Origin of the sequence: Pseudomonas retamae (genome assembly GCF_043496865.1) — a bacterium.
GTDB lineage: Bacteria > Pseudomonadota > Gammaproteobacteria > Pseudomonadales > Pseudomonadaceae > Aquipseudomonas > Aquipseudomonas retamae.
Map to the genome: position 1 here is coordinate 46,916 of NZ_JBIEIL010000011.1, position 24,712 is coordinate 71,627.

23 protein-coding genes are annotated in these 24,712 nt (G+C 60.4%); 19 read left to right on the forward strand and 4 right to left on the reverse strand.

Annotated elements, in window-relative coordinates; all coding sequences use genetic code 11:
• The first annotated feature begins 216 nt into the window (after positions 1 to 216).
• Entirely contained in the window at positions 217 to 1,878 is a 1,662-nt protein-coding gene (locus ACGSLL_RS20830; RefSeq protein WP_394507771.1) for a hypothetical protein, read from the forward strand.
• Positions 1,879 to 1,967: 89 nt separating this feature from the next.
• Positions 1,968 to 3,485, forward strand: coding sequence for a hypothetical protein (locus ACGSLL_RS20835; RefSeq protein WP_394507772.1), 1,518 nt, complete (start codon positions 1,968 to 1,970; stop codon positions 3,483 to 3,485).
• Positions 3,486 to 3,585: 100 nt separating this feature from the next.
• On the opposite strand, the gene uraH is transcribed toward ACGSLL_RS20835, so the two are convergent.
• Positions 3,586 to 3,939 carry a hydroxyisourate hydrolase gene (gene uraH, locus ACGSLL_RS20840; RefSeq protein WP_394507773.1) on the reverse strand — a complete coding sequence of 118 codons (354 nt, stop codon included), beginning with the start codon at positions 3,937 to 3,939 and terminating at the stop codon, positions 3,586 to 3,588.
• A 430-nt stretch (positions 3,940 to 4,369) separates the two neighbouring features.
• On the opposite strand from uraH, the gene puuE reads away from it, so the two are divergent.
• The 9 genes from puuE to ACGSLL_RS20885 all read left to right on the forward strand — a co-directional run bounded on the left by puuE (position 4,370) and on the right by ACGSLL_RS20885 (position 12,511).
• Positions 4,370 to 5,296 (forward strand): allantoinase PuuE, encoded by a 927-nt coding sequence (gene puuE / locus ACGSLL_RS20845; RefSeq protein ID WP_208938137.1) that lies wholly within the window; start codon positions 4,370 to 4,372, stop codon positions 5,294 to 5,296.
• Entirely contained in the window at positions 5,293 to 5,808 is a 516-nt protein-coding gene (gene uraD / locus ACGSLL_RS20850) for a 2-oxo-4-hydroxy-4-carboxy-5-ureidoimidazoline decarboxylase (RefSeq protein WP_394507774.1), read from the forward strand. Before puuE ends, uraD begins: the two co-directional genes overlap by 4 nt.
• Before the next feature lie 87 nt (positions 5,809 to 5,895).
• On the forward strand, positions 5,896 to 6,891 hold the full coding sequence (gene alc / locus ACGSLL_RS20855; RefSeq protein ID WP_122602866.1) for an allantoicase: 996 nt from the start codon (positions 5,896 to 5,898) through the stop codon (positions 6,889 to 6,891).
• 120 nt (positions 6,892 to 7,011) lie between these two features.
• Positions 7,012 to 7,515, forward strand: a complete 504-nt coding sequence (locus ACGSLL_RS20860; RefSeq protein ID WP_016982872.1) for an ureidoglycolate lyase — start codon at positions 7,012 to 7,014, stop codon at positions 7,513 to 7,515.
• 51 nt (positions 7,516 to 7,566) lie between these two features.
• Positions 7,567 to 8,880, forward strand: a complete 1,314-nt coding sequence (locus tag ACGSLL_RS20865) for a urate hydroxylase PuuD (protein ID WP_394507775.1) — start codon at positions 7,567 to 7,569, stop codon at positions 8,878 to 8,880.
• 168 nt (positions 8,881 to 9,048) lie between these two features.
• Positions 9,049 to 10,401, forward strand: a complete 1,353-nt coding sequence (locus ACGSLL_RS20870) for a nucleobase:cation symporter-2 family protein (protein ID WP_394507776.1) — start codon at positions 9,049 to 9,051, stop codon at positions 10,399 to 10,401.
• Positions 10,402 to 10,564: 163 nt separating this feature from the next.
• A complete protein-coding gene (locus ACGSLL_RS20875; protein ID WP_394507777.1) occupies positions 10,565 to 11,350 on the forward strand; it encodes an outer membrane protein OmpK in 786 nt (261 codons plus the stop codon).
• 1 nt (position 11,351) lies between these two features.
• Positions 11,352 to 11,687 carry a hypothetical protein gene (locus ACGSLL_RS20880; RefSeq protein ID WP_394507778.1) on the forward strand — a complete coding sequence of 112 codons (336 nt, stop codon included), beginning with the start codon at positions 11,352 to 11,354 and terminating at the stop codon, positions 11,685 to 11,687.
• Positions 11,688 to 11,725: 38 nt separating this feature from the next.
• Entirely contained in the window at positions 11,726 to 12,511 is a 786-nt protein-coding gene (locus ACGSLL_RS20885) for an outer membrane protein OmpK (RefSeq protein WP_394507779.1), read from the forward strand.
• A 130-nt stretch (positions 12,512 to 12,641) separates the two neighbouring features.
• Here ACGSLL_RS20885 and ACGSLL_RS20890 read toward each other — a convergent pair whose 3' ends face one another.
• Both ACGSLL_RS20890 and ACGSLL_RS20895 read right to left on the reverse strand, forming a co-directional pair.
• Positions 12,642 to 13,811, reverse strand: coding sequence for a patatin-like phospholipase family protein (locus ACGSLL_RS20890; protein WP_394507780.1), 1,170 nt, complete (start codon positions 13,809 to 13,811; stop codon positions 12,642 to 12,644).
• Positions 13,812 to 13,846: 35 nt separating this feature from the next.
• Positions 13,847 to 14,779, reverse strand: a complete 933-nt coding sequence (locus ACGSLL_RS20895; RefSeq protein WP_394507781.1) for a lipid A biosynthesis lauroyl acyltransferase — start codon at positions 14,777 to 14,779, stop codon at positions 13,847 to 13,849.
• 117 nt (positions 14,780 to 14,896) lie between these two features.
• Here ACGSLL_RS20895 and minC point away from each other — a divergent pair, with 117 nt between their 5' ends.
• The 8 genes from minC (at position 14,897) to ACGSLL_RS20935 (ending at position 23,097) form a co-directional block, all read left to right on the forward strand.
• Complete coding sequence (gene minC / locus ACGSLL_RS20900) at positions 14,897 to 15,634, forward strand: septum site-determining protein MinC (protein ID WP_090282485.1); 738 nt, start codon at positions 14,897 to 14,899, stop codon at positions 15,632 to 15,634.
• Between the two features lie 170 nt (positions 15,635 to 15,804).
• Positions 15,805 to 16,617, forward strand: a complete 813-nt coding sequence (gene minD, locus ACGSLL_RS20905; RefSeq protein WP_007913953.1) for a septum site-determining protein MinD — start codon at positions 15,805 to 15,807, stop codon at positions 16,615 to 16,617.
• A complete protein-coding gene (gene minE, locus ACGSLL_RS20910) occupies positions 16,617 to 16,871 on the forward strand; it encodes a cell division topological specificity factor MinE (protein ID WP_003223146.1) in 255 nt (84 codons plus the stop codon). Before minD ends, minE begins: the two co-directional genes overlap by 1 nt.
• 90 nt (positions 16,872 to 16,961) lie before the next feature.
• The gene (locus ACGSLL_RS20915) at positions 16,962 to 17,597 is read left to right on the forward strand and encodes an RluA family pseudouridine synthase (protein ID WP_208938147.1); all 636 of its coding nucleotides are present in this window, start codon (positions 16,962 to 16,964) and stop codon (positions 17,595 to 17,597) included.
• A gap of 178 nt (positions 17,598 to 17,775) precedes the next feature.
• On the forward strand, positions 17,776 to 19,065 hold the full coding sequence (locus tag ACGSLL_RS20920) for a M18 family aminopeptidase (RefSeq protein WP_394507782.1): 1,290 nt from the start codon (positions 17,776 to 17,778) through the stop codon (positions 19,063 to 19,065).
• Between the two features lie 228 nt (positions 19,066 to 19,293).
• Complete coding sequence (locus ACGSLL_RS20925) at positions 19,294 to 19,470, forward strand: hypothetical protein (protein ID WP_167359889.1); 177 nt, start codon at positions 19,294 to 19,296, stop codon at positions 19,468 to 19,470.
• 75 nt (positions 19,471 to 19,545) lie between these two features.
• Entirely contained in the window at positions 19,546 to 21,699 is a 2,154-nt protein-coding gene (locus tag ACGSLL_RS20930) for a mechanosensitive ion channel family protein (protein WP_394507862.1), read from the forward strand.
• Between the two features lie 63 nt (positions 21,700 to 21,762).
• Positions 21,763 to 23,097, forward strand: coding sequence for an amidohydrolase (locus ACGSLL_RS20935; protein ID WP_394507783.1), 1,335 nt, complete (start codon positions 21,763 to 21,765; stop codon positions 23,095 to 23,097).
• A gap of 582 nt (positions 23,098 to 23,679) precedes the next feature.
• On the opposite strand, the gene ACGSLL_RS20940 is transcribed toward ACGSLL_RS20935, so the two are convergent.
• Positions 23,680 to 24,393 (reverse strand): UTRA domain-containing protein, encoded by a 714-nt coding sequence (locus tag ACGSLL_RS20940; protein WP_093103228.1) that lies wholly within the window; start codon positions 24,391 to 24,393, stop codon positions 23,680 to 23,682.
• Positions 24,394 to 24,712 lie beyond the last annotated feature (319 nt).

The following is a 24,712-nucleotide window of genomic DNA, read 5'->3' on the forward strand; positions in this document are numbered from 1 at the left end:
CGGATCTGTCGGCAAGTGCGGGTACCTGGAGCCCGTAACACTGCGCAGCAACCTCTCTGCGCTCAATACATATATACCGCACGCCGCGCCCGGCGTTTGCCGACTCTATCGCCTTCACGCCAACAAGTCGGGCGAGGACGCGGTGGGGCAACTGCACCGCGAACCAGTCTCCCGATTGCCGGCCTCCCCTGATCAGCCTTATATCGGAGCCAAGCAATGGCCAAGCCACCGAAGAAAGTCCCTCGCCCGACATCACCCGAACCGTCGACGACATTGCCACATCCCCTGCCCGGTCAACCGTCCACAGCAATGGGCGATAGCGGGGCCAATGCGGCTTCGACACTTTCTCCCACCTTGCCGGCTGTACCTGTGTCGCGCCCCAGCGTCATCATCAGTCCCGCGCCGGCCAGTCACTCCGCATCAAGTACTGCGCGCACGGCTGATTCACTGACACTGCGCGCTGCGCACGGCGAACAATCTGCGCTGGCCGGCACTTCCACCGGCGAGCGGTTCTCGCCGCCGGTCTACATCAATCCCGAATCGGTCCTTCAACTCAAGCGCAAGGCAAGCAGCGACGAAGGGTTTCTGTATGACAAGCGCAACAAATCCTACGTGGAATTGCATGAAGGCGTGGTCATGGTGGGCAAAAGCGCGGATGGCTGGCGACAAACCTACGCCGGCGAATCGACGCCGACCGGCCAGCGAGTCGAGCAGATTCCGGGAAGCAAGCTCTGGCGCGAGATCGACACGTCGCGACAGTCTCCGCCCGGAGCTGATCCTCTGATCGCTGAGCCCGTGCACGCGATGGCTGGCCCCGGCAGACGTACATCCGCAGAAGAACGGCTATCGGCCGAGCGCGGCACGGACACACTGATGACCCGCCTTTTGTCGAGAGAGCCCATGGCTCTGGACCTTTCCGCCGGCCAATGGAAAAACTGGGGCCGAACCACCCGACCCGCATCCGGCGAATCGATCGAGATAGACGGTTTACATTACCAGACCGTTGCGCAGAATCTGGGAGCCGACAGCGGTCTGGTCTATTTGCAGCACCCCGGTTTTTCGCCGGACCGATACGATGCGTTCGAAAACATGCTGCGTCATGAACCCTCGCGCCAACCCAAATGGGCTTTGAAACGAGAAGGCCAGTGGAAGGTTCTGGACAATTACCCACCCTTTGAAATGTCCCCCACTCAGTACGTTTCCACTGCGTTCAAGCACCTTTCGGATCAATCGATCGGCAACCTCGCCCGAGCCGTGTTCAACCGTGCCTCGTTGCCCGGCGGGATAAATGGCGATGGCTTGTCAGTGATGACGCTGACCTACCGCTATTGGCTCGACAAGGTCAATAACGAAGCCCCGGGACTTGGCCTGGCCGACCCGCTGCTGATGCTGCCAAAACTGCCGACGCTGCCCGGCGGCGTTGCAGGCAGCGGACTGCTGGCGCTACCTGCGTCTAACCTCAACGTGCTCCAGCGCCTGGATTTTGATCCGAAAAAATTTCCTCAGCAGTGGGCCGCCTACACAGCGACACCCACCGCGACAAAGCTGCATGAATTGTTTGTGCACATCCTGCAAGACAACGGTTACACGGTGGCTCCGTCTACGCGTCGGCTTGAAGAAAATGCGCTGGTTTTCAGTTCGCCGAACCTTGCCGCATTGTTCATTCTGAAATTGCCCCTCGTCGTCGGCGACCGGGTGCCCCGTTACACCACCCCAGGCTCCAATTTCACGGACCCGGGCTTCCTCGCCTTGCTCAATGCCCAGAACACACACGACCTGAACCGCTTCCTTGAACAAACGGAAGTGGCCCATCTGGTGGGCGGCGTACAACAACTGTCCGCTGACCATCCAACACTTTTCATTGTGCGTGAGGGTTAAAGCAACCCTGACAACGGCGGTGATGCACGGTTTCCTGCGCAGACACCGCTATCCACACACCGACACCTGACACAAAGAGATTCCCAATCATGCTCAAACCACCAAAGCCCGGGGCGGGGACCGTTCCGTCCGACATCACGCCGAGCTCGCTACGCCCGCAAGCGGGCGCGCCCGACGGCAACGCTGCTTACGCAGATTTGCATTTCGGACTCGCCGATCAATACAAAGCTCATCTCCATTCCACCGGCAAGCCCGGCGCGCCCGACTTACCGGCGGCTATCGATGCGCAACCGCAGCCCCTGCAGACCTTCGAAAATCCGCACGGGCTGGCGCACAACACGCCAGTTGAACTGCGGTACGCCGATGCTCAGCGCATTGTTGCCGAGACGCCGGTTTATCTGGCTGCGCAAGATGCCGCCCGGCTCACACCCGCTTCCGCTACGGAGGATGGCGTGCGCTACGACAAACATCGCAAGACCTATGTAGACACTGCGCGAGGAACCGTCATGGTGCGCAAAAACAGCGCCGGTCAGTATCAGCAGGTATTTGCAGCAACGCGCGACGTACCAACGGTATTGTTCGAACGTATTGCAGGGACCAGGCTGTGGCGACACAAACCGCCAGGCAATCAGCCTGCAGATGAAGCTACAGACGCCAGCCAGACACTCGGCGAAAGTCTGCTCTCAGCCCATCCCGGGCCACTCAACCTGCGCTTCGGCCTCTGGCGAGACTGGGCGCGCAGCGTTCGCCCGGCTTTAGGGCAACACATCGAGATAGACGGGCACTTCTACCCGATAGTGAGGCAGGACGTGAATGCGCATTCTCTGCTGGTCTATCTGGAAAATCCGTTGTTCTCACCGGCCCTGTACGACGCTTTCGAATACATGCTGCGGGATCACCCTTCGCTGCAACCCAGATACGCGCTGATGAACAACAACCAATGGACGGTACTCGACAGCGTCGTTCCCTTTGAAATGCCGATCACTCAATACATCGCCAGAACCTTCAAATCGCTGGCCGACCGTTCCGTCAGCGCGTTGGCCCGGGCCATGTTCAATCAAGCCAGTCGCTCCGAGATCATCACCGGTACAGGATTGGCATTGCTCAACCGAGTGTTGCACTACTGGACCCACAGGCAGTTGCACAAGGCGCCGCAAGGACAACTGGCCGATCCGCTGCTGATGTTACGCAGGCCGCGTGCCATAACCGGCTCACGGCCTCTGCCTTCCACGCCAGATTATGGTTTATCGCGGCTGGACTTCGACCCCGCACGCTTCGCTCAACACTGGAACCGCTTTGCCAGCCAGCCCTCAACGGCCCGCTTGCAACAACTGTTCAGCGAGGTATTGGCCGACGAAGGCTATGTCATCGAACACGCCGCACCGGAAGATACGAGAGGTGACGTGCGTTTTCATCGCGACGGCATCGATCAGGTATTTGCACTGAGGGTTTATCCGGTGAATGCATTCGACGATGCCGGGCCGGTGCCGACCGAGGGCGAGCGGATGCGAACGCGTGACGGCGTCAGCGATACGGTCTGGTTGCGCGGTGGCGTACAAGTGGACGCGCTGGGGCAGACGACGTTGTTTGTTGTCAGAGAAAGTTGAAGGGACCGCCAGACGAAAAAAAGCCCGCAGTGTGAGCGGGCGAAAGACCAAAGAAGCTATATGCGCAGTCGCTTCCCGGCAGGGGCAGCCGCTTGGGGGATCAACTGCCCCGATACGTGGAATAGCTGTAAGGCGAAATCAGCAACGGCACGTGGTAGTGCTCCTGCTCGGCAGAGATGCCGAAACGCAGCACCACCACGTCGAGAAACGCCGGCTCCGGCAACTGGACACCACGGGCGCGGTAGTAATCGCCCGCATGGAACTGAACCTGATAAACCCCGGTACGATAGTCCTCGCCTTGCAGCAGCGGTGCATCGACCCGGCCGTCGCTGTTGGTGACCGCACTGGCGACCAATTCCAGTTGCGAACCTTCAACGCGGTACAGTTCGACCTTGATCGAACTGCCCGGGCAACCGTGTGCAGCGTCCAAAACGTGAGTAGTCAAACGTCCCATTGATTCTGCGCGCCTGCCTGCGTGGAGCAGTCAGACTTCGCGCCTCCCGAAGTCAGTTGAAAAGGAGACCGCACCGATTCGGGGCACGAAACGCTGCGGCGAGCGACTGATTAAGACACTTTTCAAAAAAATTGTACACAATAAAAACGACATTTTTCTTGCCACCCCCGCCATTCGGGGCTTTCCTCCAGATTAACCGGCGATACGCCTATTCATTGCGCCTTCCGTTCAATAGCTGACGGGTCAGGCAGGTTTCTTGCAGGTTCACGCCATTATCAGGAAAAGATGACAGTCGGCGAAAAATGCGAAAATTCAGGCTTACAAAATGTAAATAAAGTTGTATACAATCAGCCCATCGCTGTGACGCCAGCCTGCTCCCTCACCGCCAGGCCGCCACACCCTCTGTCAACGTATAAGAAGGAAGACTGCAGTGAGCGCTGACTACCCACGCGACCTGATCGGTTACGGCAGTAACCCTCCTCACCCACACTGGCCGGGCAATGCCCGCATCGCCTTGTCCTTCGTGCTCAATTACGAAGAAGGTGGCGAGCGCAATATTCTCCACGGCGACAAGGAATCCGAAGCGTTCCTTTCCGAAATGGTCGCCGCGCAGCCGCTGCAAGGCGCGCGCAACATGAGCATGGAATCGCTTTACGAGTATGGCAGCCGTGCCGGTGTCTGGCGCATTCTGAAACTGTTCAAGGAATTCGACATTCCGCTGACCATCTTCGCCGTGGCCATGGCCGCTCAGCGTCACCCGGATGTGATCCGCGCGATGGTCGAGGCCGGCCACGAAATCTGCAGCCACGGCTACCGCTGGATCGACTATCAGTACATGGACGAAGCGCAGGAACGCGAGCACATGCTCGAAGCGATCCGCATCCTCACCGAACTGACCGGCGAGCGCCCACTCGGCTGGTACACCGGCCGCACCGGGCCGAACACCCGTCGGCTGGTGATGGAAGAAGGTGGTTTCCTCTACGACTGCGACACCTACGACGATGACCTGCCCTACTGGGAACCGAACAACCCGACCGGCAAGCCGCATCTGGTGATTCCGTACACCCTCGACACCAACGACATGCGCTTTACCCAGGTGCAGGGTTTCAACAAGGGTGACGATTTCTTCGAATACCTCAAAGACGCCTTCGACGTGCTTTACGCCGAAGGTGCCGAAGCGCCGAAAATGCTATCGATCGGTCTGCACTGCCGGCTGATCGGCCGCCCTGGTCGCCTCGCCTCGCTCAAGCGCTTTATCGAATACGCCAAAAGTCATGAACAGGTGTGGTTCAGCCGTCGCGTCGACATCGCGCGCCACTGGCATGAAACCCACCCGTACCAAGAGGCCGCCCAATGAGCCGCTTTCAAACCCTGCAACCGTCGACCCTGAGCCGCGACGCTTTCGTCAACGCCTTCGCCGACATCTACGAACATTCGCCATGGGTGGCCGAAAAGGCCTACGACCTGGGTGCGGACACCTCGATCGACGAGATCGAAACCCTGCACCAGCGCATGAGCGACATCCTGTTGAGCGCCGATCACGCCAGTCAGCTGGCATTGATCAACGCTCACCCGGACCTGGCCGGCAAAGCCGCCGTCCAGGGCCAACTGACCGAAGCCAGCACCAATGAACAGGCTGGCGCCGGTATTCACCAATGCACGGCCGAAGAGTTCCAGCGCTTCACCGAGCTGAACGACGCCTACAAAGCCAAGTTCAAGTTTCCCTTCATCATGGCGGTAAAAGGCAGCAACCGGCATCAGATCCTCGCGGCGTTCGAAACGCGCATCAACAATTCGGTGGAAGCCGAGTTCAAATGCGCGCTGGCGGAGATCAACAAGATTGCCCTGTTCCGTTTACTGACTCTTTAGCAAGCCTGGCCCGAGCGTGAATGAACGCGTAAACGCCCAGGGCCCTGCAAGCATCCCCAGCCACTTATTCAAAGGCAGACAAGAAGAATGAAAGCTTACGCCGTACCTTTCGAAAAATACGTCAACCTGGCCGACGCCCGTCTGGGCACCAAGATCATTTCGGTCACCGATGACTGGTTCGCAGACGCCAATCGTCTGTTTCAGCCGACCCCGGCCGTATGGAAGGAGGGCGTGTTCGATGACAACGGCAAGTGGATGGACGGCTGGGAGTCGCGCCGCAAGCGCTTCGAAGGTTTCGACAGCGCAGTGATCCGCCTCGGCGTACCGGGCTCGATCAAAGGCGTCGACATCGACACTTCATTCTTCACCGGCAACTACCCGCCGTCGGCCTCGCTGGAAGCGTGCTTCCTGGCCTCGGGCGAGCCGGATGAAAACACCCAGTGGACCGAAGTGCTGTCGGCCGTCGAGCTGCAGGGCAACAGCCACCACTATCATGAAATCAGCAACGACCAGGCGTTCAGCCACCTGCGCTTCAACATCTACCCGGACGGCGGTGTCGCCCGCCTGCGCGTGTACGGCATTCCGTTCCGCGACTGGTCGGCGGTCGGCGACAACGAGCAAGTCGATCTGGCTGCAGCCCTCAACGGTGGCCGCGCCCTCGCCTGCTCCGACGAACACTTTGGCCGCATGAGCAACATCCTCAACCCGGGCCGTGGCATCAACATGGGCGACGGCTGGGAAACCGCACGTCGCCGCACGCCGGGCAATGACTGGGTGATCGTCGCCCTGGGTCATCCGGGCGAGATCGAAAAGATCGTGGTCGATACCCTGCACTTCAAGGGCAACTACCCGGACACCTGCTCGATCCAGGGCGCGTTCGTCAAGGGCGGCACCGACAGCCAGATCGAAACCCAGTCGCTGTTCTGGCGCGAACTGCTGCCAAGCCAGAAGCTGGAAATGCACGCCGAACACACCTTCGTCGAGCAGATCAAGGCACTGGGCCCGATCACCCACATCCGCCTGAACGTGTTTCCGGATGGTGGCGTGAGTCGCCTGCGTGTACTGGGCAAGGTCGCTAAATAACCGCTGAACCCATTCGCGAGCAGGCTCGCTCCCACAGGGGATTGCATTCCAAAGGTGGGAGCGAGCCTGCTCGCGAAGGCGTCAGAACAGTCAACACAGAATCCGGATAAGAAGAACAGCATGCGCACACTGACGATTGAACCGCTGACCAAAGAAGCCTTCGCCCCTTTCGGTGACGTGATCGAAACCGACGGCAGCGATCACTTCATGATCAACAACGGTTCGACCATGCGCTTCCACAAACTGGCGACGGTCGAAACCGCACAGCCTGAGGACAACGCGATCATCAGCATTTTCCGCGCCGACGCGCAGGACATGCCGCTGACCGTTTGCATGCTGGAACGCCATCCGCTGGGCAGCCAGGCTTTCATTCCGCTGCTCGGCAACCCCTTTCTGATCGTGGTCGCGCCACTTGGCGATGAACCTGTATCAGGCTTGGTCCGCGCCTTCGTCACCAACGGCAGGCAGGGCATCAATTACCATCGCGGCGTCTGGCACCACCCGGTGCTGACGATCGAAAAGCGGGATGACTTCCTGGTGGTTGATCGCAGTGGCACAGGCAATAACTGCGATGAGCATTTTTTCAAAGAGGATGAGCGTTTGATCCTCGCACCCCACCAATAAGAGAAGGTCTGATCACTCGACAACAAGAGTGACAGGCGAGAGGTAAAGACTGTGGAAGCACATCTGTTGGAATGGCTGAACCTGAGCGTGCGCTGGGTTCACATGATCACTGGCGTGGCCTGGATCGGCGCGTCGTTCTACTTCGTCTGGCTGGAGAACAACCTCAACCGCGTCAACCCGAAAACCGGTCTGGCCGGTGATCTGTGGGCGATCCACGGCGGCGGCATCTACCACCTGGAAAAATACAAACTGGCCCCGCCGGCAATGCCGGAAAACCTGCACTGGTTCAAGTGGGAAGCCTACTTCACCTGGATGTCGGGGATCGCGCTGCTGTGCGTGGTGTTCTACTCCAATCCGACGCTCTACCTGCTCGCACCGGGCAGCACACTGAGCGGTCCGGAAGGCGTGGCCATCGGTCTCGGCTCGCTGTTCGTCGGCTGGTTCATCTACTCCTTCCTCTGCGACTCGGCCCTGGGCAAACGCCCTGCTCTGCTCGGTTTCATTCTGTTCGTGCTGATCATCGGCGCAGCGTATGGCTTCAGCAAAGTGTTCAGCGGTCGCGGTGCGTACCTGCACGTCGGCGCGATCATCGGCACCATCATGGTCGGCAACGTGTTCCGCATCATCATGCCGGCACAACGCGCACTGGTTGCAGCCATTGCTGAGAACCGCACGCCGGATCCGGCGCTGCCGGCCAAAGGCCTGTTGCGTTCGCGACACAACAACTACTTCACCCTGCCGGTGCTGTTCATCATGATCAGCAACCACTTCCCGAGCACCTACGGCAGCCAGTACAACTGGTTGATCCTGGCCGGGATCGCGGTGTTGGCGGTGTTGGTGCGTCACTACTTCAACACCCGTCACGACAGCCACAAGTTCGCCTGGACCCTGCCGGTCGGCGCGGTGGGCATGATCTGCCTGGCTTACGTCACCGGTCCGATGCCAATGTCGAACGCCCCGGAAGTGGCCAAGGCACCGGCGCAAATCGAGTACCAGCCATTGCCGGAAACGGCGCTGGGGGGTGGCGCAAAACCGGCTGACGCGGCGCAACCTGCGGCACCTGCCGAGCCTGCCGCAGCACCGGCGCAAGCCTCCAACGCCGGTCCCGGTTTTGACAAAGTGCACCACGTGATTCAGGAACGTTGCACGGTTTGTCACTCGTCGAAACCGACCAGCCCGTTGTTCAGCGCAGCGCCAGCGGGTGTGATACTCGACACCCCCGAGCAGATCCGCCAGAACGCGGCGCGCATTCAGGCGCAAGCCATCACCACGCAGATCATGCCACTGGGCAACATCACTCAGATGACCCAGCAGGAACGTGACCTGATCGGTGCCTGGATTGCTCAGGGAGCGCAGACCAACTAAGCCGTAAAAGCATCGCTGGCAAGCCAGCTCCCACAAGGTTTGCACTGCCTGTGTGGGAGCTGGCTTGCCAGCGATTGGCCGCAATGCGGTCAACCTGATGCAAAGAAACAGCTGCCAGCAACCCGGCAGCTGTTCAATCACAAGAATAAAAAAGATCCGAGGTGTTGCATGTCCGAGCTGTCCAAAGCGCGCATCCCCGACGCACCCGCCATTCAGCGTTTGCCCCTTTTGCAACTGATCCTGGTCGGTCTGCAACATGTTCTGCTGATGTACGGTGGCGCCATCGCGGTGCCGCTGATCATCGGACAGGCCGCTGGCCTGAGTCGTGAAGAAATCGCCTTCCTGATCAACGCCGACCTGCTGGTCGCCGGCATCGCCACCATCGTCCAATCGCTGGGCATCGGCCCGATGGGCATTCGCATGCCGGTAATGATGGGCGCCAGTTTTGCGGCGGTCGGCAGCATGGTCGCCATGGCCGGCATGCCCGGCATCGGTCTGCAGGGTATCTTCGGCGCCACCATCGCCGCCGGTTTCTTCGGCATGCTGATCGCGCCGTTCATGTCCAAGGTCGTGCGTTTCTTCCCGCCGCTGGTGACCGGCACGGTCATCACCTCGATCGGTTTATCGTTGTTCCCTGTGGCCGTGAACTGGGCCGGCGGCGGTGTCGACGCCGCGCAATTCGGCTCACCGATTTATCTGGCCATCGCCGCGCTGGTGCTGGCAACCATCCTGCTCGTTCACCGCTTCATGCGCGGTTTCTGGGTGAACATTTCCGTGCTGATCGGCATGTGCCTGGGCTACGTGCTGTGCGGCGTGATCGGCATGGTCGACCTCAGCGGCATGGCCAGCGCGCCATGGGTTCAATTCGTCACGCCGCTGCATTTCGGCATGCCCAAGTTCGAATTGGCGCCGATCCTGTCGATGTGTCTGGTAGTGGTGATCATCTTCGTCGAGTCGACCGGGATGTTCCTCGCGCTGGGCAAGATCACCGGCCAGGAAGTCTGCCCGCGCATGCTGCGCCGCGGCTTGCTGTGTGATGCCGGCGCATCGTTCTTCGCCGGTTTCTTCAACACCTTCACCCACTCCTCGTTCGCACAGAACATCGGCCTGGTGCAGATGACCGGCGTGCGTTGCCGCTCGGTGACCATCGTCGCCGGTGGGTTGCTGATCGTCCTCAGCCTGCTGCCGAAAGCGGCGTTTCTGGTCGCGTCGATTCCGCCGGCGGTGCTCGGTGGCGCGGCGATTGCGATGTTCGGCATGGTCGCTGCGACCGGGATCAAGATTCTTCAGGAAGCCGACATCGGTGACCGGCGCAACCAGTTGCTGGTCGCGGTCAGCATCGGCATGGGCCTGATTCCGGTGGTCCGTCCGGAGTTCTTCGCGCACCTGCCAATGTGGATGAGCCCGATCACCCACAGCGGCATCGCCATGGCCACCCTCAGCGCGCTGACGCTGAACCTGTTGTTCAACATTCTCGGCGGCAAGGAGCGTGCGGCGATCAATGATTGCCATGCGCACTGAGCACAACACTGATTTTCCTTTGTGGGAGCGAGCCTGCTCGCGAAAGCGCTGTGTCATTCAACAGTGATGGCGACTGACACGCCCTCTTCGCGAGCAGGCTCGCTCCCACAGAGGCAAGCTACAGCTCTGCGTCTCAAACAATAAAAACAAGAGTGAGCAACCGATGATCCGCACGCAAACCAGCGTCATGTTGAGTGGCGGCCTGCTGGCCGCGAGTCAGGCCATGGCCGGCGATCTGCTCCTGTGGCAGACCAACAGCCTGAGCTATCTGTACGGCAAGAATTTCGCCATCAACCCGTCGATCCAGCAGACCGTGACCTTCGAGCACGCCGACCGCTGGAAGTACGGCGACAACTTCCTGTTCGTCGACAAGATCTTCTACAACGGCAAGGAAGACGCCAACAAAGGTCCGCACGCCTTCTACGGCGAATTCAGCCCGCGTCTGTCGTTCGGCAAGATCTTCGACCGCAAGATCGAGTTCGGCCCGATCAAGGACGTGCTGCTGGCGATGACCTACGAATATGGCGAAGGCGACAGCGAGGCCTACCTGATCGGCCCCGGCTTCGATCTGAAAGTGCCCGGTTTCAACTACGTCACGCTGAACTTCTATCGCCGCCAGACCGAAGGCCCGCGCCCCGGCGACGGCGTCTGGCAGATCACCCCCGCGTGGTCTTACAGCTTCCCGCTGGGTAACTCCGACGTGCTGATCGACGGCTACCTCGACTGGGTCGTCGACAACGACGAGAACTCGCGCGGCACCTACCACGCCAACCTGCACATCAATCCGCAGATCAAGTATGACCTCGGCAAAGCGTTGGGCTGGAGCCAGAAGCAGCTGTATGTCGGCACTGAATACAGCTACTGGAAGAACAAGTACGGCATCGAAAACAGCCACAACTTCGATACCAACCAGAACTCCGCGAGCCTGCTGCTCAAGGTGCACTTCTAAGATGATCCGCAACCGTGCGCCCTGCCTGTCGTCGGTGCTCTGTTGCGGGGCACTTGAGACCTGGCCGTTGAGTCAGTATTCTCCGCGGCCTTCTGAATTCGGTCTAAAAAAAAGCCCGAATTTAATTCTTGACCGAAAAGCCAACTTATCCCGGCCGCGGTCAGTACCGAGGCATCCCGAAAACACGCGCAATCGACTGTTTTTTTCAGCAGCCGAGCGGGCGTTTTTTGTCTTTTCGAACGCCTTGGCTCAGCTCTTGCTAACAGCAATGAAGCTGACCGATCGGATGAATTTTGCAGCAACGAAAAAAGGCGCCACACCAGAGCGCCGATCTTAAAAAAACAAACGTGGAACACCTACTTTGGGAGCAACCGAATGAAACGTATGTGCACCAGCCTGATGCTTGCGGGATCGCTGCTGGCGGGGGGGCAGGCCATGGCCGACGGCCTTCTGCAATGGCAGGACAACAGCCTGACCTACCTCTATGGCAAGGACTTCCAGGTCAACCCGCGCATTCAGCAGACCGTGACTTTCGAACACGCTGACGGATGGAAGTACGGGGACAACTTCTTCTTCCTCGACAAGATCTTCTACAACGGTGAAAAGGACTTCAACAACGGTCCGAACACCTACTACGGCGAGTTCCAGCCACGCATCTCGCTGGGCAAGGTACTCAACCAGAAGATCGAGTTCGGCCCGATCAAAGACGTGCTGCTGGCCATGACATACGAGTTCGGCGAAGGCGATAGCGAGTCCTATCTGATCGGTCCGGGTTTCGACCTGGCGATTCCAGGCTTCGACTACTTCCAGCTGAACTTCTACCAGCGCCACACCGACGGCTCGCGTCCCGGCGACAACGTCTGGCAGATCACTCCGGTCTGGTCCTACACCATTCCGGTGGGCAACTCGAACATCCTGATCGACGGTTACATGGACTGGGTGACCGACAACGATTCCAACTCCAAGGGCGATTACCACGCCAACCTGCACTTCAACCCACAGGTCAAATACGACCTGGGCAAAGCGCTGAGCTTTGGCGAGAAGCAGTTGTATGTCGGTGTGGAATACGACTACTGGAAAGACAAGTACGGGATCGACGACACCGGTGCGTTCAAGACCAATCAGAGCGTGACCAACTTCCTGGTGAAGTTCCACTTCTGATCCGGCGGCGTCCTCACTGACGCCTTCGCTGGCAAGCCAGCTCCCACAGGTTTCCATGTGTATTCAAAAATTCTGAACGACACATGCCCCTGTGGGAGCTGGCTTGCCAGCGATAGCCGCACCGCAAATGTCAGGCTGGAACCGCCTCCGATATCCGCAGAAACCGGCACAGCTCCTCGCGCTTGGCCAGTGCATCCCTTCGCCCCAATTCAATCAACTCGCTGCAATACCCCGCCTCGAACAACAGATAACTCAACACCCCCGCCCCGCTCGTCTTGGTCGCCCCCGGCCCACGCAAGAACAAACGCAATGCCGCCGGCAATTCCTGACGATGGCGTGCGGCGATTTCATCGATCGGCTGGCTCGGCGCAATCACCAGCACCTCGACCGGCGCCACGCCCAACTCGCGGGTCGGCGTGCCTTCCGGCAGTAGATGACTGAACTGGTTAAGGCGCTGCAGCAACTCGATATCGCTTTCCAGACTGTCGATGAACGTACTGTTGAGCATGTGCCCGCCGATCTGCGCCAGTGTCGGCTGCTGACCGGTGTAGCTGCGTACCAGCGGTTGCTGCGGATCGACTCCGCGCGGGTTGCCGCTGACACCGACTACCAGCACGCGGCTGGCGCCCAGGTGCAGCGCCGGGCTGATCGGCGCGGACTGGCGCACGGCGCCATCGCCAAAAAACTCATCGTCGAGCTTCACCGGCGCAAACAGCAACGGGATCGCCGAACTGGCCAACAGATGCTCGACCGACAACGACGTCGGCACACCGATGCGCCGATGCCGCAGCCAGGCATCGATGGTGCCGCCGCCCTGATAGAAGGTCACCGCTTGCCCCGATTCGTAACCGAATGCCGTCACCGCTACCGCGTGCAGTTGTTTGCGCGCGATGGATTCGGCGATGCCGGGCAGGTGCAGTTTTTCAGTGAGCAATTCGCGCAGCGGCGAACTGTTGAGCAGCGCCACCGGCATTTGCCGGCCGAGGCCGAGCAGGCTGTGGCTGACAAAGCGGCTGGCCTGGCGGATCACTCCGGGCCAGTCGCTGCGCAGCACGCGATGGCTGCGCAAGCCTTGCCAGAACAAGGTCAGGCGTTCGATGGCGGCGCGAAAATCCGTCGCGCCGCTGGCCAGGCTGACGGCGTTGATCGCCCCGGCCGAGGTACCGACGATCACCGGAAACGGATTGTCGGCGCCCAGCGGCAGCAGTTCGGCAATCGCCGCCAGCACGCCCACCTGATACGCCGCTCGCGCCCCGCCGCCGGAAAGAATCAGACCTGTGACCGGTTCAGCTGGGCGCATCGCAACCCTCCAGGGTGCTTACAGAAAAGGCTCGATCAGGCGCGTTTGGCGTACAGCTTCGGCTCGCCCGGTGGGCGGCTCTTGAAGCGTCGATGCGCCCACAGGTATTGCTCGGGACACGCACGCAACGCGCTTTCAACCCACTGGTTGATGCGGATGCAATCGGCCTCTTCGGTTTCGCCGGGGAAATCGTCCAGCGGCGGATGGATGACCAGCCGATAGCCGCTGCCGTCCGCCAGACGCTCCTGAGTGAACGGCACCACCAGCGCCTTGCCCAGACGGGCAAATTTGGTGGTGGCAGTCACAGTCGCCGCCTGAATGCCGAACAGCGGCACGAAGATGCTCTGCTTGGCGCCGTAGTCCTGATCCGGTGCGTACCAGATCGCCCGGCCCGAGCGCAGCAGCTTGAGCATGCCGCGCACGTCGTCGCGCTCCACCGCCAGCGAATCGAGGTTGTGCCGCTCACGGCCGCGACGCTGGACGTAGTCAAACAAAGGATTTTTGTGTTCACGGTACATGCCGTCGATGGTGTGCTGCTGGCCGAGCAGCGCCGCGCCGATTTCCAGGGTGGTGAAATGCGCGGCCATGAGGATCACGCCCTTGCCTTCGCGCTGGGCCTTCTGCAGATGCTCAAGGCCTTCGACGTGGGCCAGTTTCGCCAGGCGTTCACGCGACCACCACCAGCTCATCGCCATTTCGAAGAAGGCGATACCGGTGGAGGCGAAGTTTTCCTTGAGCAGGCGTTTGCGTTCGGCAGCGGATTTTTCCGGGAAGCACAATTCCAGGTTGCGCCGGGCGATGGCCCGCCGGTCGCCGGCCACGCGATACATCAACGCGCCCAAAACTCGACCGATGGTCAGCAGCGCCGGATACGGCAACTGCACGATCAGCCATAAAAGCCCCAGACCGCACCAGAGCGGCCAGAAGCGCGGAGCAAGAAATGCTTTTCGAAAACGCGGGCGATCCATTAAAGCTTCCGTAAATACAGTGGCCGCGCATTCTACATCGTTCGACCCGGCTTGCGGCTCGCGGGCGTTCTCGTTATAAGTCTCGGCACTTTTAGTGACAAGCCGTTGTATGCCGACATGAGCCAAACCGACCCGTTAGACCAAGATCCCGTATTCCAGCTCAAGGGCAGCATGCTGGCCATTACTGTGCTGGAACTGGCCCGTAACGACCTCGAGAGCCTCGATCGGCAATTGGCCGCGAAAGTCGCCCAGGCGCCGAATTTCTTCAGCAACGCGCCGCTGGTTCTGGCGCTGGACAAACTGCCGCCGAGCCAGGGCGCCATCGACCTGCCGGGGCTGATGCGTGTGTGCCGTCAGCATGGCCTGCGCACGCTCGCCATTCGCGCCAGCCGCATCGAAGACATCGCCGCCGCCATCGCCATCGACATCCCCGTGCTGCCGCCGTCCGGCGCCCGTGAGCGGCCGCTGGAAATGCCCGAAGCCGAAGTCAAAAAGAAGCCGGAAAAGCCGCCTGAGCCGACGGTCAAACCAACCCGTGTCATCACTACGCCAGTGCGTGGTGGCCAACAGATATACGCCCAGGGTGGCGATTTGGTGGTGGTGTCTTCGGTCAGTCCGGGGGCGGAACTTCTCGCCGATGGCAACATCCATGTATACGGCCCGATGCGTGGCCGCGCGCTGGCCGGCGTCAAGGGCGATACCAAGGCACGGATTTTCTGTCAGCAATTGAGCGCTGAACTGATCTCCATCGCCGGTCATTACAAGGTCTCCGAAGATCTGCGCCGCGACCCGATGTGGGGTTCGGGCGTGCAGGTCAGCCTGTCGGGCGACGTGTTGAACATCATTCGGCTTTAACGGATACTGCCGCATTTTCCAAGCATCTCTAAAACGTAGCGAAAACGGCTCAAACGAAGTAGGAAAAAGGCCTTTAAGCCAAATTCCAGCCAAGGCTGTCCGACTGCAGTAGTTTTCAAGAGATGTTTTTCAGGGGCTGAACAGTCCTTCTTCCTTAGGGGTGAAACACCTTGGCCAAGATTCTCGTGGTTACATCCGGCAAGGGTGGTGTGGGTAAGACCACCACCAGCGCCGCTATCGGTACCGGTCTCGCGTTGCGCGGCCACAAAACAGTGATCGTCGACTTCGACGTCGGCTTGCGTAACCTTGACCTGATCATGGGTTGCGAGCGCCGCGTGGTATACGACTTCGTCAACGTCGTGAACGGCGAAGCCAACCTGCAACAGGCGTTGATCAAAGACAAGCGTCTGGAAAACCTCTACGTACTGGCCGCCAGCCAGACCCGCGATAAAGACGCGCTGACCGTCGAAGGCGTGGAAAAAGTCCTGATGGAGCTCAAGGAACAATTCGAGTTCGTCGTCTGCGACTCTCCGGCGGGCATCGAGAAAGGCGCGCACCTGGCCATGTACTTCGCTGACGAAGCGATCGTCGTGACCAACCCGGAAGTCTCCTCGGTACGTGACTCGGACCGCATGCTCGGCCTGCTGGCAAGCAAGTCGCGTCGCGCCGAACGTGGCGAAGACCCGATCAAGGAACACCTGCTGATCACCCGCTACCACCCGGAGCGTGTTGAAAAGGGCGAAATGCTTGGCGTTGAAGACGTCAAGGAAATCCTCTCGGTAACCCTGCTCGGCGTGATTCCGGAATCCCAGGCTGTGCTCAAGGCTTCCAACCAGGGCGTGCCAGTGATTCTCGACGACCAGAGCGATGCCGGTCAGGCGTACAGCGATACCGTCGACCGCCTGCTGGGCAAAGAAAAAGCCCACCGATTCCTCGATGTCGAGAAGAAGGGATTCTTCGAGCGCCTGTTTGGAGGTAGGTAATGAACCTTTTTGACTTCTTTCGTGCCAACAAAAAGCCAAGTACCGCCTCGGTAGCGAAAGAGCGTCTACAGATCATCGTGGCGCATGAGCGCGGCCAGCGCAGCACGCCGGATTACCTGCCAGCCTTGCAGAAGGAACTGGTCGACGTGATCCGCAAGTACGTCAACATCGGCAACGACGACGTACATGTTGCACTGGAAAGCCAGGGCAGTTGCTCGATTCTGGAACTCAACATCACCCTGCCCGATCGCTGAGTCGATCCGGCAGGTACGACGGCGGTTCAGGGCCATTCCTTCAGTGGAGTGGCCCTGAACCGCCGTTGGCATTTGTTACGAGGCTGTTTAATGCCGCTGTCCAACATCCGCATCATCCATCAGGACGCCGCCGTACTGGTGGTCGACAAACCGACCTTGCTGCTCTCGGTGCCCGGCCGCGCTGACGACAACAAGGACTGCCTGATCACCCGCCTGCAGGAAAACGGCTACCCGGAAGCGCGCATCGTCCATCGTCTGGACTGGGAAACCTCCGGCATCATTCTGTTGGCCCGCGACGCCGATACGCACCGCGAACTGTCGCGACAATTTCACGACCGCGAAACCGAAAAAGCCTACACCGCATTGGCCTGGGGTCAGCCGGAGCTCGACAGCGGCAGCATTGATCTGCCTCTGCGTTACGATCCGCCGACCAAGCCACGGCATGTGGTCGATCACGAATTCGGCAAACATGCGTTGACCTTCTGGAAGGTCCTGGAGCGTTGCGGCGACTGGTGCCGCGTCGAGCTGACGCCGATCACCGGGCGTTCGCACCAGTTGCGTGTGCACATGTTGTCGATCGGCCACCCGCTGCTCGGCGACGGGCTCTACGCCCATGAACAGGCCTTGGCCGCATGGCCACGGCTGTGCCTGCACGCGAGCATGCTCAGCTTCACGCACCCGCAAAGCGGCGAACGCCTGCGCTTCGAGTGCCCGGCGCCGTTCTGACCGCAACACCGTCCCCCTGTAGGAGCGAGCCTGCTCGCGAAAGCGGTATCACATTCAGCATTGATGTTGAATGATCAATCGCTTTCGCGAGCAGGCTCGCTCCCACAGGGGATCCGGTTCGGATTCAATTGTTCGGCCAATACGTTAAACTCCCGCCCATTGCTGTCTGGAGTTTCTTATGCGCGAAGAGTTGAACCAAGGCCTGATCGACTTTCTCAAGGCCTCCCCTACCCCGTTTCACGCCACCGCCAGTCTGGTCCAGCGTCTGGAGGCTGCCGGTTACGTGCGCCTCGACGAGCGCGAGCCATGGACCACCGAGCCGAACGGCCGCTATTACGTCACCCGTAACGACTCTTCCATCGTCGCCATCAAAATGGGCCGCACCTCGCCGCTGCATGGCGGTATCCGTCTGGTCGGCGCGCACACCGACAGCCCGTGCCTGCGGGTCAAGCCACAACCGGAACTGCAACGTCAGGGCTTCTGGCAACTGGGCGTCGAAGTCTACGGGGGGGCATTGCTGGCGCCGTGGTTCGACCGCGACCTGTCGCTGGCGGGCCGCGTGACCTTCCGCCGCGACGGCAAGGTCGAGAGCCAGTTGATCGATTTCAAGGCGCCGATCGCAGTCATTCCCAACCTGGCCATTCACCTCAACCGTGAAGCCAATCAGGGCTGGGCAATCAACGCGCAAACCGAGCTGCCGCCAATCCTCGCGCAATTTGCCGGTGACGAGCGCGTGGATTTCCGCGCCGTGCTCACCGATCAACTGGCCCGCGAACACGGCTTGAACGCCGACGTGGTGCTCGATTACGAGCTGAGCTTCTACGACACGCAAAGCGCGGCGGTGATTGGCCTCAATGGCGACTTCATCGCCGGCGCGCGCCTCGACAACCTGCTGTCGTGCTACGCCGGCCTGCAAGCCTTGCTCAACGCCGAAACCGACGAAACCTGCGTGCTGGTGTGCAACGACCACGAAGAAGTCGGCTCCTGCTCGGCGTGCGGTGCCGATGGGCCGATGCTCGAACAGACCCTGCGCCGCGTGCTGCCGGAAGGCGACGAATTCGTTCGCACCATCCAGAAATCCCTGCTGGTCTCGGCCGACAATGCCCACGGCGTGCATCCAAACTATGCCGAGAAGCACGACGCCAACCACGGTCCGAAGCTCAACGCCGGCCCGGTGATCAAGGTCAACAGCAACCAGCGCTACGCCACCAACAGCGAAACCGCCGGTTTCTTCCGTCATCTGTGCATGGCCGAAGAAGTGCCGGTGCAGAGTTTCGTGGTGCGCAGCGACATGGGTTGCGGCTCGACCATCGGCCCGATCACCGCCAGCCACCTGGGCGTGCGCACCGTCGACATCGGCCTGCCGACCTTCGCCATGCACTCGATCCGCGAGCTGTGCGGCAGCCATGATCTGGCGCATCTGGTCAAAGTGCTCAGTGCGTTCTATGCCAGTCGTGACTTGCCTTAAAGGCTGAAAAGCTTCGCGAGCAGGCTCGCTCCCACCTTGGAAAGCATTCCAGAGTGGGAGCACATCAATCCCTTTGGAATGCATCACTTGTGGGAGCGAGCCTGCTCGCGAAAGCGCCGGTTCAGACACCACAAACCTCACTGACTTGAAGCATTCCTGAACCACATCACGCCCCCGATTGCAAAAGCCGCCTAGACTGCAACCATCAACCCAGACAAGGCAGTCTCCATGATCTCGATGTCGTCGTTCCACGCCATGCTCATTCCGATCCTGAGCGGAATGCTCCTGCTGGCAATCGGTTTCAATTTCCGTGACAAGAACGCCGGCGTGTTCGCCATGTGGATCGGCATGCTGATGATCCTCGCCACGGTGATCTACAAGATCCTCGCCAAACTCAACGAATAACCCGTGCTGGCTCGCATTGCGCCCATGGGCCTCGTACACTCCAGCGCATCCACCCTTTGCCCGGTTGACCGTCCCGTGTTTGCTCGTTTTCTTGCCTTACCCAGCCTGTTTCTCTTTTGCCTGCTGGCCCTGCTGCCGCTGGCGCCCGCCCACGCGGTCGGTTTGCCCGGCATGCTCAACACCGGCAAAGCGCAGCCCGTCGCCGAGGAACCGCTCGGCCAGTCCCTCGACGAAGTCATCAAGTCTCTGGAAAACGACCAGCAGCGCGCGCAACTGTTGAGCGACCTGAAGAAACTGCGTGACGCCACCAACAAGGCCCAGGCCAGCCCCGAAGAAGGCGTGCTCGGCCTGATCGGCGGCACCCTCGCCAATTTCGAAAAACAATTCACCGGCGCCGACAGCCCGCTCAATCGCTGGGGCGACGAGTTCGATCTGGCCAAGGACGAACTGCGCGGCCTGATGCTGCCGGCCAATCAATGGCTGCCGATCATTTTCGGCTTCGCGATGATCCTGATGGTCTGGAGCCTGCTCGCCGCCGCGCTGATCTGGCTCGGCCACCGCGTGCGCCTGCGTTTCGGCCTCACCGAAGAACTGCCGCAACACCCGCGCGCCCTCGACATGCTGCGCTTTGCCCTGCGCAAGCTCGGGCCGTGGCTGATCGCGTTGGTGATGACCGTGTACATGAGCTACGCCTTGCCCTCGTCTCTGGGCAAGAGTCTGGCGATGGTGCTGGCCTATGCGCTGGTGGTCGGCACCTGTTTCTCGGCGATCTGCGTAATCGCGTTTTCCTTGCTCGACGGTCCGCACCGTCATCGCGCCCTGTACATTCTGCGTCATCAGGCTTTCCGGCCGCTGTGGCTGATCGGCAGCTTCGCCGCGTTCGGTGAGGCATTGAGCGATCCGCGTCTGGTCGCCAGCCTCGGCGTGCATCTGGCTCACACCGCGGCGACCGTGGCCAATGTGCTGGCGGCGCTATCGACCGGTCTGTTCATCCTGCGTTTTCGCCGGCCGATCGCGCACCTGATCCGCAACCAGCCGCTGTCGCGACGCCTGACCCGCCGCGCCCTCAGCGACACCATCGAAATCCTTGGCACCTTCTGGTACGTGCCAGCGCTGGTGCTGGTGGGTATTTCGCTGTTCGCCACCTTCGTTTCCGCCGGCGACACCAGCACCGCATTGCGCCAGTCGCTGATCTGCACGGTGCTGCTGGTGTTGTGCATGGTCATCAACGGCCTCGTGCGCCGTCACTCACTGAAACCGCAACGCGGGCCGAAACGGCATGCGCTCTATTCGGAACGCCTGAAAAACTTTTTCTACACCCTCGCGCATTTGCTGGTGTGGCTGTTGTTCATCGAACTGGGCCTGCGGGTCTGGGGCCATTCGCTGCTCGGTTTCGCCGAAGGCGACGGTCATGACGTCAGCGTCAAACTGTTCAGCCTGATCGGCACGCTGATCATTTCCTGGCTGATCTGGATTCTCGCCGACACCGCCGTTCACCACGCGCTCACCCGCTCACGCAAAGGCCTGGCCAACGCCCGCGCGCAAACGATGATGCCGCTGATCCGCAACGTGCTGTTCGTGACAATTTTCATCATCGCGCTGATCGTCGCTTTGGCGAACATGGGCATGAACGTTACGCCGCTGCTAGCCGGTGCCGGCGTCATCGGTCTGGCCATCGGTTTCGGTGCGCAGTCACTGGTGGCGGACCTGATCACCGGCCTGTTCATCATCATCGAAGACTCGCTGGCCATCGACGATTACGTCGACGTCGGCGGCCACCTCGGCACGGTCGAAGGCCTGACCATCCGCACCGTGCGCCTGCGCGATATCGACGGCATCGTCCACACGATCCCGTTCAGCGAAATCAAAAGCATCAAGAACTACTCGCGCGAGTTCGGCTACGCGATCTTCCGCGTCGCGGTGCCCTACAACATGGAAATCGACGACGCGATCAAACTGATGCGCGACGTCGGTCAGAAAATGCGCACCGATCCGCTGCAACGGCGCAACATCTGGTCGCCGCTGGAAATCCAGGGCGTGGAAAGTTTCGAGTCCGGCAGTGCGATTTTGCGCGCGCGTTTCAAGACTGCGCCGATCAAGCAATGGGAGGTTTCCCGCGCGTTCAACCTGTCGCTCAAACGCCATCTCGACGAGGCCGGGCTGGACCTGGCAACGCCGCGCATGAGCGTGCAGGTGATCACCGCCGGTGGCGGGCAGCCGAAGGAATAGCACTCAGGCGCACGGTTGCAGTCACAGGCAAGGAAGCCAACAACAATAATCAAGGAGAAGCCCATGCAACTGACGCGCACTGCCCAGGCTGTTTTGCTCAGCCTGATCGCCAGCCACGCCGGCGCCGCCACCCTCGACAGCAGCCGCCAGCAGATCGCCGAACAAGCGCAAAAGCTTGAGCCCGAACTGCTGGAAACCCGCCGCGACCTGCACGCCCACCCGGAACTCGGCAACAGCGAAAAACGCACCGCCGAGCTGGTCGCGGGGCAGCTCAAAGCCATGGGCCTTGAAGTAAAAACCGGCGTCGCCCGCACCGGCGTGGTCGCCATCCTCAAAGGCGCCCTGCCCGGCCCGACCGTGGCCCTGCGCGCCGACATGGACGCGCTGCCGGTCAAGGAAGTTTCCGACCTGCCGTTCGCCTCGAAAGCCAAAGGCACCTACCTCGACAAGGAAGTCGACGTCATGCACGCCTGCGGCCACGACGCCCACACCGCGATCCTGCTGAGCACGGCGAAAATTCTTACCGGCATGCGCGACAACCTGCCCGGCACCGTGGTGTTCTATTTCCAGCCCGCCGAAGAAGGCCCCAGCGACTTCATCCCCGACGGCAAAAACACCTGGGGCGCGAAAATGATGGTGCAGGAAGGCGTGATGAAATCGCCCAAGCCCGACGCGGTATTCGGCCTGCACGTCTGGGCCGGCGTCCCCGCCGGCCAGATCGCCTACCGCCCCGGCCCGACCCTGGCCAGCTCCGACGACCTGCGCATCAAAATCCTCGGCAAACAAACCCACGCCGGCCGCCCCTGGGACGGCATCGACCCGATCACCGTCAGTGCCCAGACCCTGGTCGGCCTGCAAACCGTGGTCAGCCGCCGCACCGACATTTCCTCTTATCCATCCGTGGTCAGCATCGGCACCATCAACGGCGGCACCCGCTACAACATCATTCCCGAATCCGTCGACATGACCGGCACCATCCGCTCCTACGACTACGGCATCCGCCAGAAACTGCACAAAGACGTGCGCCAGACCATCGAGAAAATCGCCGAAAGCGGCGGCGCAAAAGCCGACGTCACCATCATCGAAAAATACGACCCGACCATCAACAACCCGGCACTCACCGAGAAAATGCTCCCGACCCTGAAATGGGCCGCCAAGGACGACGTCATGCAAGGGCCGCTGGTGGGCGGCGCGGAAGACTTCTCCTTCTTCGCCAAGGAAGCGCCGGGACTGTTTGTGTTTCTGGGGGTGACGCCACGGGATCAGGACATGAGCAAAGCCGCGCCGAATCATAATCCCGGGTTCTTTGTCGACGAATCGGCGCTGGTGGTTGGAGTCAGGACATTGGCTTCGCTGGCGACGGATTATCTGTATGCGAATGCCGAGGTGGGCAAATGAGACCAAAGTGGATGAAAACCCTCAACGTCAAAAGCCCCTCACCCTAACCCTCTCCCGGAGGGAGAGGGGACTGATCGTGGTGGATGCGAGCGCTGCGCCGACCTGCAATACCAAGTCGAACGCAAGTTTTGAATGGCCCACAAATCGGCCCCCTCTCCCTCGGTAGAGGGTTGGGGTGAGGGGCGAATCCACCACAAATCCCAAAGCCATGCGACGCTTCTAACCACTCAACAATGAGCGTTAGCTCGAGTGCTCTTGATCTTGATCTTGCCTAACCAGCGACATCGGAAGGCTGAGTGGAGGGATTGATCCGGGCGTGGGAGCGCAGCGACCGTCTGGCGCAGCCAGACACAGCGGAAGGAGGTGCAGCGAAGCAAACCGTAGCCGCTGCGCCCGGATCGGTCCCGGAGCGAAGGAACCCGAGCCTGCGAGGGCCGGACGCAGGAGCAAAGCCTTTTGGTTCCTTTTTGGCGTCTGAAAAAGGGACTCGCCGTAAGGGCGAAACCGCCATCAGCACCACCCGAAGCAACGGATATTCACCCAAAACCCAAAGAGCATGGTCGGCCCAGAGGCCGCCAAGGATCAAACCACATCAACCCCAACGTGAATCGCATCATGCCGCCAAAACTCCAGATCACAATCGATCAACCGCTCATGCTGATCATAATTGACCCGAGCAATCCTCAACCCCGGACTCCCCACCGACACCCTCAAAGCAGCCGCCGCATCCACCGACAATGACGTCGGCACAATCTCAAAGCGCACCCGCCCATAGTGCAAATCAAAATGCCGCGCATACAACTCGGTCATCGACTGATTCAGATCGAACTCCAGAATCCCCGGAAAAAACTGCGGATTCAGATAATGCTCCACATACAACACCAACCGCCCGTCAATGCGCCGCGACCGGCAAATCTGAATCACGCTCGACAGCGCCGGCAACTGCAACCACGCACACACCGCCGCCGACGCCGGCTGCAAACGCGCGGAAATCACCTCGGTCGACGCCACCCGCCCCTGCGCACTGACCATCGCGTGAAAGTGACTGCGCTGCATCAGGTTGTAGGCCAGACGCGGCGGCGAGACGAACCAGCCACGGCGCTCCTCGCGATAAATCTGCCCCTGCGCTTCCAGCTGCAACAACGCCTCGCGCACGGTAATCCGCGTCGTGCCAAACAACTCACTGAGCTTGCGCTCGGCCGGCAACTTGCTGCCCGCCGCCAGCAAGCCGTGATCGAGTTGCTCCTGCAACACCTGGCCAATCGCTGTCACCGCTTTTGTTGCCTCATCACGCATCAACGTTACCTATCTGGACTAGACCAGCACTGTTTCGGGGCAAAAGCGCACGGCAATCGAGCCATTTGCTGATGCTGCAAGCCTAGGCAGTGCAGATGACCGGCAGATGACAAAACTGCCCAGCGGTCGTACTCACGACTTGCAATACATCGGCCAAGTCCCTTGCGTACCGGGCTTTCGGGGTTGGTCTACGCTTAGCGAGCACCTGCCCACACCGGGCACAGAAAAGGCCGGACAAACCGCCGCCGACATTAAAGTGTCATCCAGCCCGCTTAAATTGGCTCAGGTATTGCTGACCTAGACCAACACAAACCGCAAT

Excerpts from the sequence above, each read along its gene's own strand:
- ACGSLL_RS20915 (WP_208938147.1), top strand. The coding sequence starts at position 16,962 with ATGCCGCTGTCCAACATCCGCATCATCCATCAGGACGCCGCCGTACTG.
- ACGSLL_RS20940 (WP_093103228.1), bottom strand. The coding sequence starts at position 24,393 with ATGCGTGATGAGGCAACAAAAGCGGTGACAGCGATTGGCCAGGTGTTG.
- ACGSLL_RS20860 (WP_016982872.1), top strand. The coding sequence starts at position 7,012 with ATGCGCACACTGACGATTGAACCGCTGACCAAAGAAGCCTTCGCCCCT.
- ACGSLL_RS20935 (WP_394507783.1), top strand. The coding sequence starts at position 21,763 with ATGCAACTGACGCGCACTGCCCAGGCTGTTTTGCTCAGCCTGATCGCC.
- ACGSLL_RS20885 (WP_394507779.1), top strand. The coding sequence starts at position 11,726 with ATGAAACGTATGTGCACCAGCCTGATGCTTGCGGGATCGCTGCTGGCG.
- uraD (WP_394507774.1), top strand. The coding sequence starts at position 5,293 with ATGAGCCGCTTTCAAACCCTGCAACCGTCGACCCTGAGCCGCGACGCT.
- ACGSLL_RS20890 (WP_394507780.1), bottom strand. The coding sequence starts at position 13,811 with ATGCGCCCAGCTGAACCGGTCACAGGTCTGATTCTTTCCGGCGGCGGG.
- ACGSLL_RS20875 (WP_394507777.1), top strand. The coding sequence starts at position 10,565 with ATGATCCGCACGCAAACCAGCGTCATGTTGAGTGGCGGCCTGCTGGCC.
- ACGSLL_RS20895 (WP_394507781.1), bottom strand. The coding sequence starts at position 14,779 with ATGGATCGCCCGCGTTTTCGAAAAGCATTTCTTGCTCCGCGCTTCTGG.
- ACGSLL_RS20925 (WP_167359889.1), top strand. The coding sequence starts at position 19,294 with ATGATCTCGATGTCGTCGTTCCACGCCATGCTCATTCCGATCCTGAGC.
- uraH (WP_394507773.1), bottom strand. The coding sequence starts at position 3,939 with ATGGGACGTTTGACTACTCACGTTTTGGACGCTGCACACGGTTGCCCG.
- minC (WP_090282485.1), top strand. The coding sequence starts at position 14,897 with ATGAGCCAAACCGACCCGTTAGACCAAGATCCCGTATTCCAGCTCAAG.
- ACGSLL_RS20920 (WP_394507782.1), top strand. The coding sequence starts at position 17,776 with ATGCGCGAAGAGTTGAACCAAGGCCTGATCGACTTTCTCAAGGCCTCC.
- minE (WP_003223146.1), top strand. The coding sequence starts at position 16,617 with ATGAACCTTTTTGACTTCTTTCGTGCCAACAAAAAGCCAAGTACCGCC.
- ACGSLL_RS20870 (WP_394507776.1), top strand. The coding sequence starts at position 9,049 with ATGTCCGAGCTGTCCAAAGCGCGCATCCCCGACGCACCCGCCATTCAG.
- alc (WP_122602866.1), top strand. The coding sequence starts at position 5,896 with ATGAAAGCTTACGCCGTACCTTTCGAAAAATACGTCAACCTGGCCGAC.
- ACGSLL_RS20835 (WP_394507772.1), top strand. The coding sequence starts at position 1,968 with ATGCTCAAACCACCAAAGCCCGGGGCGGGGACCGTTCCGTCCGACATC.
- ACGSLL_RS20880 (WP_394507778.1), top strand. The coding sequence starts at position 11,352 with ATGATCCGCAACCGTGCGCCCTGCCTGTCGTCGGTGCTCTGTTGCGGG.
- ACGSLL_RS20830 (WP_394507771.1), top strand. The coding sequence starts at position 217 with ATGGCCAAGCCACCGAAGAAAGTCCCTCGCCCGACATCACCCGAACCG.